A 16,213-nucleotide genomic window follows, 5' to 3' on the forward strand; every position below is an offset into this window, starting at 1 on the left:
TATAGGTATTTGTTGAAGGAAGAGTTACCATAATATATAATTTATTTAGATGAGAACTATTTAGACGAGAACTGATAAGAAAGTAGGGAGATAAATGAGTGGTGTTAATGTAAACCCTAAGGATGTTATATTCTCTTTAGATATTGGAACGAGAACTGTAATTGGTACAGTGGGGGTTATGAGAGGTAAGAAGTTTTCAGTTATTTGCGAGGAAATAATAGAACATGAAGATAGAGCAATGGTAGATGGACAGATTCATGATATAGAACTTGTAAAAGAGGGAGTTCAGAAGGTTAAAGAAAAATTAGAAAGTATACTTGGATTTAAGCTTACGAAAGTAGCGGTGGCAGCAGCGGGTAGACTTTTAAAGACTACTGAGGTTAAAAGTGAATTAGAAGTTGAAGGAGATAAAGAGATTACAAAAGAGATCATCAAGAGTTTAGAGATGACAGCAGTTAGGGAAGCAGAAGAAGGAATAACTGAAAGTTCAGGAGGAAGACTATACTGTGTTGGGTATAGTGTAAAAAACTTTTATCTAAACGGGTATTTAATAAGTAATCTTCAAGGACATAAAGGGGAAAAGATAAGTTGTGAGGTAATAGCTACATTTCTTCCAAGGTCAGTAGTTGAATCTTTATATACTGTTGTAAATAAATTAGATCTTGAAGTTATGAATATGACTCTTGAACCAATTGCGGCTATGGAAGCGGCAGTTCCTAAAAACTTAAGATTGCTTAATATTGGACTTGTTGATATTGGGGCAGGGACTTCAGACATTGCCATATGCGCAAGGGAGAGTGTAGTTGCTTATGGGATGGTTCCTATGGCTGGAGATGAAGTTACCGAATTGATTTCTCAGAGCTACTTAACTGATTTTAATACTGCTGAGAAAATAAAGTGTGGACTTTTAAACCAAGAGAGTGTTACATATATAGATATCATGGGATTTGAGAATTCTGTTAATAGAGAAGACGTTACAAAATTGATAAGCCCTCTTGTAGAGAAAATAAGTGAAGGAATATGTTCAAAAATTATTGAGTTAAATGGGGGAAAGGCGCCAAATGCAATATTCCTTGTAGGAGGAGGAGCACATACTCCAGGATTGAAAGAAGAAATCACTACTAAATTAAACCTAGTTTCCCAGAGGGTTGCTGTTAAAGGTAGAGAGGCTGTTATTGAATGTGAAGGGGCAGATGAGTCATTAGGAAGTACAGGAGTTACAGTTCTGGGTATTGGACTTATGGCTGTTAAGAACTCAGGTCATGATTTTATAAATATAAATTTAAATGGTGAGGTTATATCATTATTTAATTGTTATAATCATGCGGTTATGGATGTGTTACTTCAAGCAGGTATTGATCCTATGAGTCTCATTGGTAAAAAAGGGAAGAGTGTTAAGTTTACATTTAATGAAAGACAAAGAGTTGCTTTTGGAGGAATGCCAAAAGAAGCAGTGATTTCTGTTAATAATTCTAAGGGTAGCCTAGATACTATTATCAAAGATGGTGATGAGATTTTATTAGAGTATTCTGTGGATGGAGAGGATGCAACTCCAAAAGTTAGTGATTATATTAAGCTTGTGAATACAACATCATTCTATCTTGATGGAGAATTTAAAAATTACGAACCAGAGATAATCTTAAATGGAGACCTAGGAACATTAGATTCATTAATTAAGGATGGAGATATAGTTAAGGTTAAAGATGAATGTAGTATAAAGAATATAAGAAGGGTATTTGAAATCAAAGAAGCTATTGAAATACAATCTGAAGAAAAAACGCTTAATGAGGATTATATTGTACAAGAAGGGGAAAGAATCAATACTATAGATGTATATGAAGAAGTTGCTTATGAAAGTTTAAAAGATAAAGAAGAGATTCAAGGAAATATAAATGAAGAGACAACTTCTAGTATTGTGGAACAGGAAGAACATATGATTACTGTAATTGTGAATGATGAAAAACATAGAATGAGTGGACGAGAAAAATATATTTTTGTGGATGTGTTCAACTATATTAAATTTGATCTTACAACATCAAAAGGAAAACTAAGTATGACACTTAATGGGAAAAATGCAGGCTATTATGACCAATTAAGTGATGGGGATGAGATAAAGATATTCTGGGAGTAAGAGGTGAAATTATTGAGTAAAATAGATTTTAAAAGAGAATCTGAAAATATAAGAATGCAAATTATCAACATACGAAGAGAATTGCATGAGATTCCTGAGATTGGATTTGGATTGAATAAGACTCAGAAGAAGGTCATATCATATCTGGAAGAATGGGGAATACCATATGTGACAATGGCTGAGACTGGAATATGTGCATGGATTAACAAAGATTTTGAGAAGGAAAAATGTATTGCTTTAAGGGGTGATATGGATGCTCTTCCTATTGAAGAGGAAAGTGGAGTAGTGTTTAAATCAAAACACAAGGGATGTATGCATGCATGTGGACATGATGGGCATACCGCAGTACTTTTAGGAGCAGCTAAGATATTAAATGAGCATAAAGATGAACTAAAGGGATGTGTTAAATTAATATTTGAACCTGCAGAGGAGACTGTTGGTGGGTCGAGAGTTATGATTGAAGAAGGCGTGCTGGATAATGTTCAGGCTGTAGTTGGACTTCATGTGGATGAGGAATGTGAGGTAGGAAAAATAAGAGTTAATTATGGTGCAGCGATGGCGGCTTCTAATCCCTTTAAGATTACTGTTAAAGGAAAAGGTGGCCATGGAGCACGACCTCATGGAACAGTTGACCCTGTGGTTATTGCTTCTAATATAATAATCGCTCTTCAAGATATTGTGAGCAGGGAGACATCTCCTACAGAACCATGTGTTATATCAGTTGGGAAGATATCAGGGGGAGCTACAGCTAATGTTATTCCTGGTAGTGTTGAGTTAGAAGGGATAATTAGAACTCTTTCACATGAACACAGGGAATATGTTAAAAATAGAGTTAAAGAAGTTGTAGAAGGAATAGCTAAGACCATGAGAGGGGAAGCAGAGGTTGAGATCTTTGAGAGTTACCCTTGTTTAATCAATAATGAAGATATGGTAGAATTGCTTATTGGCTGTGCAAATGATATAATTGGTCAGGATAATGTTTTAATAAAAAAACATCCTAATATGGGTGTCGAGAGTTTTGCGTATTTTGCAAAGGAAAGACCAAGTGTGTTTTATTTCCTAGGAAGTAGAAATGAAGAAAAGGGAATAATACATCCAGCTCATAACTGTAAATTTGATATAGATGAGAGTTGCTTAGAGTTAGGAGTTGCAATTCAATGCAGAGCTGCATATGAATTCTTGAATGAATAGACGGAGGAAAAATATGAGAATTGAAATAGGTAAGAACGAAGCAGGACAAAGACTAGATAAATATTCTAGAAAATTATTTAAAGATGTTCCTATGAGTAAGCTATATAAAGCACTTAGAAAAGGTGATATCAGAATTAATGAAAAGAAAGCAAAAGAGAACTACGTTTTATGTGAAGGAGATGTGTTTACTGCTAAATACATAAACTCTGAAACGGCAAAGAAGATTGGAACAAGCGAACATATAAAAGTTGATAAGGATAAATTAAAGAAGATTTATGAGGATAATAATATTCTTATAGTTGAAAAATGGCCAGGGGTATTAACTCATTCAAGTGATGACTCAGGTATTCCAACGCTTACAGATCATGTGCTATCTTATCTTGATCAGAAAGGTGACTATAGACCAGAAGAAGAGACTACATTCAAACCTGCTCCATGTAATAGATTAGATAGAAACACTTCAGGTGGAGTAATATTTGGTAAGAACTTCACAGTTATGCAAGAGATGAACGAACTTATAAGAGATAGACAGATTGATAAATACTATCTAGCACTTATAAATGGAAGAATTAAAGATGGATTATATGAAGGTTATATAAAGAAAAATGAAGATAAAAACATCTCTAAGGTGTACAAAAAAGAAGTTGAGGATAGCAAGAAGATTTCAATGGAAGTTAAACTTCTTGAGAGTGTTGGGGTAAACTCTTTGATAGAGATAAAACTTATTACTGGAAGAAGTCATCAAATAAGAGCACATTTAAAGGAATTAGGACATTCAATAGTTGGTGATAGAAAATATGGTATAAGAGAAGTGAATGAGTATTTCGATAATAAATTTGCATTGAAATTCCAATATCTTTATGCATATAAGTATAAATTCAATGTGGAGGAAGGGAAAGAGCTTTCTTACTTAAATAATAAGACAATTACAGCTGCTTTACCTCCAATATTTAAAACTATTAAAAAAGATGTAATGCGTTTCTAAGGAGTTAGTATGGATAATAGGGGTAGCATAAAAAAACAAAGTATTGTTGGGGGATTCGCCATTCTTTCAATTGCTGGTATACTTTCAAAGTTATTATCAGTAGTTTATCATCCAGTATTGAATAGAATATTAGGTGAGGATGGAATGGGAAATTACGGTGCCACTTATGGGATCTTTGTATATTTTTATATGATAGCAAACAGTGGATTACCTAACTCAATATCTAAACTTGTATCAGAAGAGATTGAATTGGGTAATAAAAAAACAGCCCATAGGATATTTCTTCTTTCAAGAAAATTATTGATTATATTTGGTGCATTTTTATCATTAGTAATGTTTTTAGGTAGTAATATTTTTGCTGAATGGATTGGGTTTCCAAAGATAGCTCTCGCTGTAAAAGTGTTGTCACCAGCAATATTTATCACTGCAGTATTGAGTTCTTATAAAGGATATTTTCAAGGCCAGAAGTTTATGACTCCTACAGGAATATCTCAAATATTTGAACAAGTTGCTAATGTATTTATTAGTCTAACAGTAGCGGCTTTGCTCATGAACAGTGGAGAGATTTTTGGAGTGGCTGGGGCAACTACTGGAACTGTAGTTGGTGCATTATTAGCAATATTAATCATGATAGTTTACTACAGAAGAAATAAGCTTGGAGAATTAAAAACTGATAATACTGAAGATAAAATGCTTATTAAGAAGATCATATCTCAAGCCGCACCAATAACTTTTTGTATGGCGCTTCAAGGATTAAGTTTGATTTTGGATCCTAAGATTCTTGAAAAGAGTTTGAGTAGTATTGGTATTGTTGAGAATGCTATTGAAGTTAGCAATGGTTTTATATTCCGATATAATTCTTTAATTAATGTGCCTATAGCATTGGCAATGGCATTAGCAATAGCTGTGTTACCATCTGTAGCAGCGCTTATGGCAAAAGGTTATAAAGAGCGTGTTAAGAATAGAATTGACTTTTCTATTAAACTTTGTCTTCTAGTAACGATACCATGTGCTGTTGGGCTTAGTGTATTGGCGTATCCTATATGTGACTTGTTGAAGTATGACTATGGTGTAGCTTCACTGTTGATTTATGGATCAGGTATCTTACTATTAATGAGTATTATACAAATTGAAACAGCAATAATGCAAGGGATAAATAAGCTATATACTATAACAATAATTTCAGTATCTGCACTAGCTTTGAAGCTAGCTATCAATTATTTTACTATAGTTCAATTTGACTACATAGGTGTTTTAATAGGAAATGGAATAGGATATTTATTAATTGTAATATTAAGTACAATTTCTATCAATAAGACTATAGGTGGGAAAGTGAAAATTATTATCAGCACTGTTAAGCCTTTAATTTCAGCTGTAATAATGGGAATAGTTGTATATGGAGCAAATAAGCTCATGTTCATGATATTTTCAATGATACTTGGAGCTTACATATCAAATGCATTAGCTGTTCTTCTTTCAGTGATAATTGGTGCAGTAACCTATGGTATAGTGATATTAATGATTGGCGGGTTGTCAAAAGAAGAATTAGAAGCAATGCCGAATAAGATAAAGAGAATTATTCCAAAGAAATTCTTAAAATAGAGTGAAAAACTTTAGAATAACAGAAAAAAGCACGCATATGCGTGTTTTTTTCTACCCTTCTTTTTTCTTCAATTTATAACATCCGAAGAAGAATATAAATATTCCAGCCAAGCATATGAATGGTATTTTAAATGCTCCAATTGAGTTAGGAATAACATATAACATTACTTTTATTAAGTAGAATGATAATGCTGCAACTGCAAGATAGATAAGAAGATTTCCAATATCTATTCCGATATATATATGTTTTTGGATCTCTCTCATATTTAGGATTAATCCTACAATTGAAGATACAACCATAGCTATACCATAACCATAAATGTTAATCCAGTTTATTCCTATGAGTGAGAAACATAGAATTAGTTGAAGTAAAGCTGTTATTATGGAGTTTTTTAAAACTATCTTCTGTTTTCCAAAACCATTTAGAATACCATAAGTTGTCATGCTTACGTACATTAATGGTGCTCCTACTGCTGCAAGAATTAAATATTTTGACAGATCAGTTCGCTTAAATAATAAGTAGGTCAAGCTATCTGGCATTGTTATTGAAATAAGAAGTATACACACTCCTAATAGGAATGCTAGGGTAAGAACTTCTTTAACTCTGTGTTCCATCTTGTAATAATTCTTTTCTGCTGCACTTCTTGAGAGATCAGGAATTAATATAATTGAAACAGACATTATTACAATCATTGGAAAGAATACAATTGTCATTGCCATTTCGGAAAACTTACCAATAAGAGCAAGAGCTTCGCTGTGGGTAAAACCAGCAGCTGTTAACCTCATTGGAATCATTAGTTTTGAAAAACCTGATATTGCTGTGGTTAAAAATCCATTTATGCTTAAAGGGAGTGCTATTGCCCATATGTTGAACAGAATTTGGGGAGAAGATTCTACCCGACAATTCGAATTTTTCCCTTTGCGCTTACTCGAGACTAGCTTATAGAATATAAATAAAAAGGTGAAACTGACTACTTCTCCAATTGCAAGTGAGGCATAAGTAGCTGTTACTGCTTTTTCAATACTTGTTATTGCTAAAATTGTAATGATAGATGTTACAGCAATGATTCTTATTGATTTTTCAAAAATATCAATTATTGCAGGTACTTCAGCTTTAGCTGTACCGAAGTAATATCCCTTTAGAATAGAACCTACGGCTACGAATATTACAGCTATACTGATAAATCTTAATGAGCTGATTGCTCTGATGTCCTTTAAAATATAAACACTTATGAATCTTGAACTAAGTACTAATACTGCTGCCATTACTATTGACCAGAAAACTTCAAAGAGTAATGCTGTATGTACGGTTTTGTTAATATTCCTATAGTCATCATTAGCAGCATAGGAAGCGCATTCTTTTGACATAGCTGTAATCATACCACCGTTAATAATACAACAGAATAAATCATATATAGGCATAATCAATCCGTATAAGCCCATACCTTCAGGACCTAACTTTCTGGAAAGGAATATTGCAAAAACAAACTTAAGAATTCCCGTAAAAAGGTTGGTCAGAGTTAATAATATGGAATTTTTATAAAATGTATCTTTAGTCATTATACCGTTGCCAAAACTCTATAAAATTCTATAATAAAGTTTATTAAGAATTTCGCAACAGTCCACCTCCCTTCAAAAAAATAATAGTGATTTATATATGTTTATGAGGGGGATATAAATATATGCTATGAATTATATATATAAAGAATAAAGAATAAAGAATAAATCACGTTGATATTCTTCATGCTTCAGAATATCTTAAAGAAAATATATTTCTAAAGAATATAAAAAACTAAAATATTAAAAAAATTAGTTTGTAATTAGTTCATCTATATATGGTAAAATGATGTAGGGAATATAGATAGATTATTTTAATTGTAATTTATACAAGTAATTAAAATTTATTTTAGTTTTCATAGTTAAATAAATATAATCTTTTATCATTAATTATTTGTTAATTTAAAAGCTTTCAGCGCTACTGAAAGGTATAAACAATTGTTCTCTATTAAGTGTTCTTTATATAAGTTTATATCACCTTGAATAAAATAAGTTTTTAAAGTAAGAATTCTATGTATGGAGGGTATTATGGGAAAAGTTTTTTGTAAGATTTGTGGAATGTCTATAAATGAAAAGAATTTTGAGATTAATAATAATGCATTACCTGAAGGAAATAGTGAAGAACATTATGAATACTGTCCTTTTTGTGGTGCCCATAAGAGATATTTCTGTGAGAGTAGTGAAAAAATTTATACAACAGACACGGAGAAGTTAACTATTAAAGAATTAGAAATTTTTGATCATGCTACTAAACTAGAAATCTTTAATGGAGATTTCTATATGGAAGCCTCAAGAAGAGCTATTAAGGATGAAAATAAACTTATGTTCAGAGAATTAGCAAATATTGAATATATTCATGCTAAAGTTCATATGAAGCTAGGAGGTATTGATAAGAAACCTGAACTAAGAAAGATTGATTATGGTAGATTAAAAAATGATGAAGAATTTATTAAAGAAGCAAATAATAGAGAAAGACATGCGGTTAGTTTCTATGATAAAGGTATAGCTAATTCAGAAGATAAAACTGTGAAAGAAGTGCTAAAGGCATTTATGGAGATTGAAAAAGATCACATTATTATGACTGAATAAAGTTTACTTTCTAAAGTACATTAAATTATTTCAAATGAGGAATATTAAATAAGATGAGTTAGTTGTTTCATTACAACTGGATCTTTAATATATTGAAATATATGTGTGTATAGGAAAGAGGTAAAAATGAAAAAGATAGTTGGAAGAGCGTATAGTGGTATGATAAATTCTGTATTAAAAGGGATTAATCCTTTGAAAAAGCGTATTGTAGATACACCATGTTTAGTTCACATAATGATAAATAATGGATCGATAGAAGAATTAAAGATTTTAGGTTATCATAAAGAGTTTTCGTGGTTTAATGAATATAAACAATATGTTAATAGTGGAGTAGTATGGGCAGATCAAGATTTTAAGAGTATAAATCATTTTTTTCATCATAAAAAGAGAAGAGGTTTATTCGGATTTAAAGATGCATATGGATTATTTAGTGAATATTATGAGGAAGCAATTGATAGAGCAAAACATAATGATTACAAAAAAAGTATGTTTTATCTAGGGGCAGCACTACATCTTCTCCATGATTCTACTGTGCCTCATCACGTGCTTAATAAACTTCTTTTGAACCATAGAAAGTTCGAAAAATGGATTATTAAAAATTTTGCTAAAAAAGGCACTAGGATTGTTACAAGAGAAGCTTTAATGTATGACAAAGTTGAAAGTTATGTCTTTAATAATGTCGAGTTTTCATATAAGACTTATATTGATAGTAAAAAGATTAAAAATGAAGATGAGAGGTATCATTTTATTGGTAGAAAAATTATTAAAAGATCTCAGAGTTCAACTGCTGGGCTATTAATAAAATTTTATAATGATAACCTTAAAACATAGGAAAAGAGGAGAAAATATGAAGGTTTTATTGTGTGGAATCAACTCACAATATGTACACAGTAATTTAGCTATAAGATATTTAAAGGCATATGTTAAAGATATTATTGGAGAAAACTTAACATGTGATATAAGAGAATTCACAATTAATGAGAGAAGAGAAAAAATTCTTGAAGATATTATAATGGAAGAACCAGATGTAGTTGTTTTTTCTACTTACATATGGAATGGTGAATATGTGAGAGAAGTATCTAGATTAATTAAAGCTGTAGATGATAAGATAAAGATTCTTTATGGAGGGCCAGAGGTTTCATATGACAGTGAAAATTTCTTTAAGAACAATCCTGGAGAATATTTAATTGAAGGTGAGGGAGAGGAAACTTTCCGTGAATTCTTTTTACACTTAAAAGGAAAAATGAAACTAGAAGATATTAAAGGTCTTTATCATAAGGGAAATAAGGGTGAAATAATATATAATGGACCTAGAGAAGCCATGGATATGAATAAAATTGTATTTCCTTATAGTGATGATGATGACTTGGAACATAAAATAGTTTATTATGAAGCCTCAAGGGGGTGCCCATTTAACTGTAAGTATTGTTTATCCGCTACCTTGAAAAAACTTAGATTTCTTAATGTGGAAAGAGTAAAGAAAGAACTTAAATACTTAAGTGATAAAGGGGTTCATTTAGTTAAATTTGTTGACAGAACATTTAATAGTGATAGAGTATTCTCAAGAGAATTATGGACATATCTCGGTGAGATGAATACTGATACTAAGTTCCATTTTGAAATATCAGCAGATCTTTTAAGAGATGAAGATATAGAAATACTTAAAAGATCTCCTAAAGATAGATTCCAGTTTGAGGTAGGAGTGCAATCAACAGATAAAGCTGTTTTGAAAAATATCAATAGAATGGCTGAGTTTTCTAAAATTGCTGAAAATGTGAAAAAAGTTAAAGAATGTGGTAATATCATGCAACATTTAGATTTGATAGCTGGGCTGCCTGGAGAAGATTTTGAAACTTTTAAGAAGTCTTTTAATGATGTTTATGAGATAAGACCTGATGAGATACAATTAGGATTCTTGAAATTAATTAAAGGTTCACCAATGAGAGCAGAAGCTGAAAAATGGGAAATGAAATATTCTCCTTATCAACCTTATGAAATTTTGCAAACTAAGCACATATCCTACAGAGAATTGCTAAAACTAAAGAAGATAGAAGCTATGGTAAATAAATATTACAATAGTGGAAAATTTGAGAATATCATTAAGTTTTTCGAGAAAAAATTTGAAACACCATTTGATTTCTATTATGAGTTAGGTATGTTCTTTGAAAATAGAGGGTATTTCAGCAGAAATATTAGTAGTAAAGATTATTATAAAGTATTTTTAGAGTTTGGTGATAATATAGCTGAGGAAAAAATGTATGCATTGAAAGAAATTGTTAAATATGATTATTTATTATTTAACAAAAAGAGATACGTCCCAGAGTTTTTAAACAGATTAAATGATAAAAAGTTTATGAATGAATGTAAAGAGTATGTTAAAGTAAACTATCCAGATATAGATAGAAATTCCATAAATATAGAGAAATATGAAATTGATATACTATCTTTTATTCATAATGACGAAGTGAAGAAAAAGGAAAAATATCTACTTTATGACATTGGGAATAATGAAATTATTGATATAACAGATGGATTGCAAAAAGAAGGTATTATTTAGGCACGGCGCAAGCTGTGCTTATCATTAAGAGATTGAATGATAAGAAAAAATGTGCATTTAATTTTTAGAAAATTCCTTGAATTTTGAATGAGGAATGTTGATTGTTAAAATATATTACAACTTGTACAAATTTCTCTTGATTCTGAGTAAAAATGCAAGTATAATAGATATTGTAATCATTACTACATAAAACAATATTGCTAAAGTAATAATGGTTAAAAGTTATTATATTAGCAGTATTAATTAATTATATTAAACAATAATTAAGAATTTTAAAGAAGGTGGTGATAAATTGGCAATGGAGGCGATTAATAAAATCAAACTAAGTGAGGATAAAGCAAAAGCACTAGTTGAGGACGCTATATCTAAGAAAAAGGAAATTTTAAAAGAAGCAGATAAGCTCTCAAAAGATAAGTATGAAAGTATAGTCAAATCTGCTAATTCAGAAAAAAATGAATTAATTGAAGAGGCTATCAAATCTGGAGAGCAAGAAGCAGCGCCTATTTTTGAAAGCGGTAAGGTAGAGGTGCAAGAGATACTACATATCGATGAAGAAAAAATAGTTAGTGCTGTAGAACTTATTAAAAAGAAGGTTGTGAATATAAATGGCAATAGTTAAAATGTTTAAATTCAACTTATTTGCGCTTCAATCTTCTAAAAAAGCATTGCTTGATAAGTTTCAAAAGCTTGAAGAGGTTCAATTTGTGGATTTTAATCTTCACAAAGCTGAAGAATCTGAATTCCTTAAGGCTGATGATAGTTCAATTGAAATCAATGATATCAATGATAAGATATCAGATGTGAATTTCGCATTGAAGTTACTAAATGAACATTCACCTGAAGAAAAAGGCTTTAAGGCTATGAAAGAGGGGAAAAAAGCTCTTACATATGAGAACTTGGAAAAAAGTTATTTAAAACTAAAATATGAAGAATATATTAAAGTTTTAAAAGAGCTTGATAAAAAATTAAACCTCCTAGGGAATGAAGAGAATAAGCTTTTAGGAGATATAGAAGCATTAGTTCCTTGGTTGAATCTTGACATAGGGCTTAAAGATATTGAAGACTTAAATGCTTGTATTGTTGAGATTGGAACGATACCACTTAAAAACATTGAATCTTTTAAAAAGGTACTTCAAGAGAGTGATGAAGAATTTTATTTAGAAGAGATAAATGCTGATAATGATGGTTGCAAAGTACTAATAGCAGGTTTAAAAGAAAAGAAAGAAATCTTAGATGAAATATTAATTTCTAACTCATTTAGTAAAGTGAATATAAAATTTACAAAGAAACCTTCTGATGAAATTTCTGGTCATAAAAAAAGAATTAAAGAAATCAGAAGTGAAATAACTAAAACTATTGAAGAAATCAAGAAACATAGTAGCCATAAGGAAGAATTTAGGATTGCATATGAATTCCTTTCAGCAGAATTAAGAAAGTTACAGTGTTATACGAATTTTAGTAAGAGTGATAACATTGTAATTATGAATGGATGGGTTACTGAAGACGCTAAAGAAAAGTTTGAAAGTGGGATTAAGGAAGTTTGTGGAGAGTATTATTATTTAGAAGCAAATGAGGCTCAAGATGAAGCTAATATTCCAATCAAGCTTAAAGGAAATGCTTTCACTGAAGCATTCCATAGTATTACTGAGATGTATAGTTTGCCAAATTATAAAGAGATTGATCCAACCCCTGTATTATCATTCTTCTACATTATATTCTTTGGAATGATGTTATCAGATGCAGGTTATGGAGTACTCATGGTTATAGGTACTGGAATTGTGATAAAGAAATTTAATTTAGATAAGAAAACTAAGAATTTCATGAAACTATTCTTCTATCTTGGAATATCAACAATAGTTTGGGGATTAATATATGGAGCATTCTTTGGAGATATCTTAACTGCTCAATATTTAGGAAGCGAAACTGGATTACTAAGTTACTTTAACAATCCGTTACTAGACACTCAAAAACAAGTGTCAGAAATATTAATAATTTCAATTATTTTTGGTGTTATTCATGTTTATGTAGGATTATTCATGAAAGCATATTTATTGTTTAGAGAGAAAAAATATTTTGATATTATTTGTGACGTTTGTACATGGTATGCAGCAGTAACAGGGTTAATATTATGGTTAGGTGGAATAAGTCCAACAATAGGAATGATTCTTTCAATTGCCGGACTTGGCGGATTATTATTGACACAAGGAAGAGATGCAGAATCTATCGGTGGAAAAATCGGTGGAGGAGTGTATGGTCTTTATGGAATAACAGGATATATAGGAGATATAGTTTCATACTCAAGACTTATGGCATTAGGGCTTGCTACAGGAAGTATATCAATGGCATTTAATAGTATAGTTGCATTAGTTGGAAACTCAGGAGTAAATTTTGCCTTGAAGCTTGTACTTGTATTACTTTTATTTATACCATTACATTTGTTTAACTTTGGTATTAATGGACTTGGAACTTACGTGCACACTTCAAGATTACAATATCTAGAGTTCTTTAATAAGTTTTACGAAGGTGGCGGAAATAAGTTTAAGCCTTTAGAAGCAGAAAAGAAATACTTTGAGATTTGTGAAAAATAATCAGTTTATAATTGAATGGAGGAAATAATAATGGAAAACTTTACAACATTTTTAGTAGAATATGGTGGAATCATCTTAGCATTATTAGGAGCAGGTTTAGCAGTAGGATTAACAGGTGTTGGATCAGCAAGAGGTATAGGTATAGTTGGGCAAGCGGCATCAGGAGTTATAACAGAAGATCCAGATAAGTTTGGTAAAGCACTTATCTTAGAATTATTACCTGGTACTCAAGGAATATATGGATTCGTTATCGCATTCTTAGTATTTATAAAAGTTGGAGTTTTAGGTGGACTAAAATTAGATTTAGATATACAATCAGGATTCTTAATATTCATGGCATGTTTACCAATTGCTATCGCTGGATGGAAATCAGCAATTTCTCAAGGTAAAGTTGCAGCAGCTGGTATGCAAATTTTAGCTAAGAAGCCAGAGCACTCAACTAAAGGAATTATCCTTTCAGTTATGGTTGAGACTTATGCCTTACTTGCATTCGTTGTATCTATGTTAGCTTTAATGGGTATTACTGTTTAATTAAAAAAAAAAGTTAGGGTGAAGAAGATGGCTAATTTAGAGAAGTTAACAAATAAAATTGTTGAGGAAGCTAAAATCGAGGCTGATAGAATTTTAAAAGAAGCCGAAGAAGAAAAATCAAAGCTTATCTCATCCATGGAGAAAAAAGGAAATAAAGAAAAAGAATTAATTCTTGAAAAGGCTAAAAGAGAAGCTGAACTTAGAAGAGGAAGAGTTGTTTCTAATGCAAAGTTGAAAATTAGAAATGATAAACTAGAAGCTAAGCAAGGTATATTGGATAAGGTTTTTGAAAAATCTGTGATGGAATTAAATCTTTTAGATGGTAAAAGTAAAATTGAATTCATTAAAAAAACTATTAATGAAATCGATCTTGCTGGTGATGAGGAAATTATACTAAGCAATGATATTATTGAAGTATTTGAAAAAGAACATTTAGAAGAAATGAATGAAAAGCTTAAATCTAGTGGTAAAAAAGGCGAATTAAAAGTTTGTAAAGAGGATAGGAATCTTAAAGGCGGATTTATAATTAGCAAAAATGGAATAGAACTTAACTGGTCATTCCAAGCTATAGTTGAGAATTTAAGAGAAGAGCTTGAAAGTGAAATTCTTGCAATCCTATTCTAAATGGCTTTGAAAAAGAAAAAGTTGAAAGAGGTGAAAACCTGTGATTGATAACACTATATTCATTCAAGCTGTGTCTCATATAAGAGCATTGGAACTTTATCTTTTAGATGAGGGAAAACTTAACAGAATGATTGAGAGTTCAACTGGTGACGAAGCCATGAAAATTCTAGCTGAAACAGTATACGGTCAATATATATCAAAATTAGAGCGTACAGAAGATTATGAATATATGCTGGGTGAAGAACTTAAAAGTGTCTACAATGAGATGTATAAAGTTTCTCCAGATAGAAGAATAATCGATATAATGGGCGTTAGATATGATTATCATAATATTAAAACATTACTTAAAGCTAAGTTCTTGAATAAAAATTTAGATGAAATACTTATACCTATTGGAATGTATAGTATTGAGAAATTAAAGAACACTTTAGATAATGAAGATTTTTATGATATTAAAGGTAGGATGAGAACTGGAATAGAAGAAAGTTTAAATGATTATGAAAAATATTCAGATCCACAACGTGTAGATATGATAATGGATAAATATATGTACATAGATATGTATGAGATGTCAAAAGAAATAGGGGATCCATTCATAGAAAAATACGTAAAAATGAGTATTGACGTAACTAATATTACAACTTTCTTCAGAATAAAAAAGCAGAAAAAAGAAAAGCTGTTTTTAGAGTTTGCACTACTAAGTAATGGATATATTGATTTGGATATTTATAATGAATATTACAATGATTCAGCTGAAAATTTTGCATCAAGAATAGCTCATACTGATTATTATGATCTAGTAAGAGATGGTGTTGAAGAACTTTCAAAGAGTGGTAAATTAAGTACACTTGAAATGTTAAGAGATAATTTTATTATGAATATGATAAAAGATGCAAAATATGTGAGCTTTGGAAGTGAACCAATCATAGCATATATATTTGGAAAAGAATCTGAATTGAAAGCTATCAGAACCATAATGGTTGGTAAACTTAATAATATTGAGCCAGATTTGATTAAGGGAAGGCTGCGTGATATTTATGTATAAGATCGGAGTTGTAGGGGATAAAGATTCCATTTTAGCATTTAAAGCTATAGGAATAGAAGTTTATCCTGTTGTAGGAGCAGAAGAAAGTAGAAAAACAATAGATAGACTGGCAAGAGATAAGTACGGAATTATTTTTGTGACTGAACAAGTTGCAGCAGAAATACCAGACACTATTGAAAGATATGATAAAACAATGCTTCCTGCCGTTATATTGATTCCAAGTAATCAAGGTTCACTTAATATTGGAATGAAAAGAATTAGTGATAATGTAGAAAAAGCAGTAGGAGTTAATATTCTATAGAAAGGTAGGTAG

14 protein-coding genes are annotated in these 16,213 nt (G+C 30.8%); 13 read left to right on the plus strand and 1 reads right to left on the minus strand.

The window, feature by feature from the left end:
• Window positions 1-94 precede the first annotated feature (94 nt).
• Genes KDK92_RS12810 through KDK92_RS12825 form a run of 4 tightly spaced genes read left to right on the plus strand, consistent with a single transcriptional unit; the run spans window position 95 to window position 5,909 of the window.
• The gene (locus tag KDK92_RS12810) at window positions 95-2,131 is read left to right on the plus strand and encodes a cell division protein FtsA (RefSeq protein WP_250859678.1); all 2,037 of its coding nucleotides are present in this window, start codon (window positions 95-97) and stop codon (window positions 2,129-2,131) included.
• Between the two features lie 12 nt (window positions 2,132-2,143).
• Window positions 2,144-3,322 carry a M20 metallopeptidase family protein gene (locus tag KDK92_RS12815; RefSeq protein ID WP_250859680.1) on the plus strand — a complete coding sequence of 393 codons (1,179 nt, stop codon included), beginning with the start codon at window positions 2,144-2,146 and terminating at the stop codon, window positions 3,320-3,322.
• A 13-nt stretch (window positions 3,323-3,335) separates the two neighbouring features.
• Window positions 3,336-4,307 carry an RluA family pseudouridine synthase gene (locus KDK92_RS12820; RefSeq protein WP_250859681.1) on the plus strand — a complete coding sequence of 324 codons (972 nt, stop codon included), beginning with the start codon at window positions 3,336-3,338 and terminating at the stop codon, window positions 4,305-4,307.
• A 9-nt stretch (window positions 4,308-4,316) separates the two neighbouring features.
• Window positions 4,317-5,909 (plus strand): putative polysaccharide biosynthesis protein, encoded by a 1,593-nt coding sequence (locus KDK92_RS12825; protein WP_250859683.1) that lies wholly within the window; start codon window positions 4,317-4,319, stop codon window positions 5,907-5,909.
• 51 nt (window positions 5,910-5,960) lie between these two features.
• Here KDK92_RS12825 and spoVB read toward each other — a convergent pair whose 3' ends face one another.
• Window positions 5,961-7,469 carry a stage V sporulation protein B gene (gene spoVB, locus KDK92_RS12830; RefSeq protein ID WP_250859684.1) on the minus strand — a complete coding sequence of 503 codons (1,509 nt, stop codon included), beginning with the start codon at window positions 7,467-7,469 and terminating at the stop codon, window positions 5,961-5,963.
• Window positions 7,470-7,994: 525 nt separating this feature from the next.
• On the opposite strand from spoVB, the gene KDK92_RS12835 reads away from it, so the two are divergent.
• The 9 genes from KDK92_RS12835 (at window position 7,995) to KDK92_RS12875 (ending at window position 16,201) form a co-directional block, all read left to right on the plus strand.
• The gene (locus KDK92_RS12835) at window positions 7,995-8,555 is read left to right on the plus strand and encodes a ferritin family protein (RefSeq protein WP_250859685.1); all 561 of its coding nucleotides are present in this window, start codon (window positions 7,995-7,997) and stop codon (window positions 8,553-8,555) included.
• A 126-nt stretch (window positions 8,556-8,681) separates the two neighbouring features.
• Window positions 8,682-9,386 (plus strand): zinc dependent phospholipase C family protein, encoded by a 705-nt coding sequence (locus KDK92_RS12840; protein WP_250859687.1) that lies wholly within the window; start codon window positions 8,682-8,684, stop codon window positions 9,384-9,386.
• 16 nt (window positions 9,387-9,402) lie between these two features.
• Window positions 9,403-11,112, plus strand: coding sequence for a B12-binding domain-containing radical SAM protein (locus KDK92_RS12845; protein ID WP_250859688.1), 1,710 nt, complete (start codon window positions 9,403-9,405; stop codon window positions 11,110-11,112).
• Window positions 11,113-11,404: 292 nt separating this feature from the next.
• Complete coding sequence (locus KDK92_RS12850) at window positions 11,405-11,731, plus strand: ATPase (protein ID WP_250859689.1); 327 nt, start codon at window positions 11,405-11,407, stop codon at window positions 11,729-11,731.
• Window positions 11,718-13,700, plus strand: a complete 1,983-nt coding sequence (locus KDK92_RS12855) for a V-type ATP synthase subunit I (protein WP_250859690.1) — start codon at window positions 11,718-11,720, stop codon at window positions 13,698-13,700. Before KDK92_RS12850 ends, KDK92_RS12855 begins: the two co-directional genes overlap by 14 nt.
• Window positions 13,701-13,730: 30 nt before the next feature.
• Window positions 13,731-14,231: a V-type ATP synthase subunit K gene (locus KDK92_RS12860; protein ID WP_250859691.1), complete on the plus strand. Its 501-nt coding sequence runs from the start codon at window positions 13,731-13,733 to the stop codon at window positions 14,229-14,231.
• Window positions 14,232-14,258: 27 nt separating this feature from the next.
• Window positions 14,259-14,855 (plus strand): V-type ATP synthase subunit E, encoded by a 597-nt coding sequence (locus KDK92_RS12865; RefSeq protein WP_250859693.1) that lies wholly within the window; start codon window positions 14,259-14,261, stop codon window positions 14,853-14,855.
• Window positions 14,856-14,895: 40 nt separating this feature from the next.
• Window positions 14,896-15,900 carry a V-type ATP synthase subunit C gene (locus KDK92_RS12870; protein ID WP_250859694.1) on the plus strand — a complete coding sequence of 335 codons (1,005 nt, stop codon included), beginning with the start codon at window positions 14,896-14,898 and terminating at the stop codon, window positions 15,898-15,900.
• Window positions 15,893-16,201, plus strand: a complete 309-nt coding sequence (locus KDK92_RS12875; protein ID WP_250859696.1) for a V-type ATP synthase subunit F — start codon at window positions 15,893-15,895, stop codon at window positions 16,199-16,201. Before KDK92_RS12870 ends, KDK92_RS12875 begins: the two co-directional genes overlap by 8 nt.
• Window positions 16,202-16,213: the final 12 nt, after the last annotated feature.

Origin of the sequence: Oceanirhabdus seepicola (assembly GCF_023684385.1) — a bacterium.
Classification (GTDB): domain Bacteria; phylum Bacillota; class Clostridia; order Clostridiales; family Clostridiaceae; genus Oceanirhabdus; species Oceanirhabdus seepicola.

Bases quoted from the DNA above. Each gene is read 5' to 3' on its own strand.
- KDK92_RS12860 (WP_250859691.1), top strand. From the start codon at position 13,731: ATGGAAAACTTTACAACATTTTTAGTAGAATATGGTGGAATCATCTTA.
- spoVB (WP_250859684.1), bottom strand. From the start codon at position 7,469: ATGACTAAAGATACATTTTATAAAAATTCCATATTATTAACTCTGACC.
- KDK92_RS12835 (WP_250859685.1), top strand. From the start codon at position 7,995: ATGGGAAAAGTTTTTTGTAAGATTTGTGGAATGTCTATAAATGAAAAG.
- KDK92_RS12875 (WP_250859696.1), top strand. From the start codon at position 15,893: ATGTATAAGATCGGAGTTGTAGGGGATAAAGATTCCATTTTAGCATTT.
- KDK92_RS12840 (WP_250859687.1), top strand. From the start codon at position 8,682: ATGAAAAAGATAGTTGGAAGAGCGTATAGTGGTATGATAAATTCTGTA.
- KDK92_RS12825 (WP_250859683.1), top strand. From the start codon at position 4,317: ATGGATAATAGGGGTAGCATAAAAAAACAAAGTATTGTTGGGGGATTC.
- KDK92_RS12855 (WP_250859690.1), top strand. From the start codon at position 11,718: ATGGCAATAGTTAAAATGTTTAAATTCAACTTATTTGCGCTTCAATCT.
- KDK92_RS12810 (WP_250859678.1), top strand. From the start codon at position 95: ATGAGTGGTGTTAATGTAAACCCTAAGGATGTTATATTCTCTTTAGAT.
- KDK92_RS12865 (WP_250859693.1), top strand. From the start codon at position 14,259: ATGGCTAATTTAGAGAAGTTAACAAATAAAATTGTTGAGGAAGCTAAA.
- KDK92_RS12820 (WP_250859681.1), top strand. From the start codon at position 3,336: ATGAGAATTGAAATAGGTAAGAACGAAGCAGGACAAAGACTAGATAAA.
- KDK92_RS12845 (WP_250859688.1), top strand. From the start codon at position 9,403: ATGAAGGTTTTATTGTGTGGAATCAACTCACAATATGTACACAGTAAT.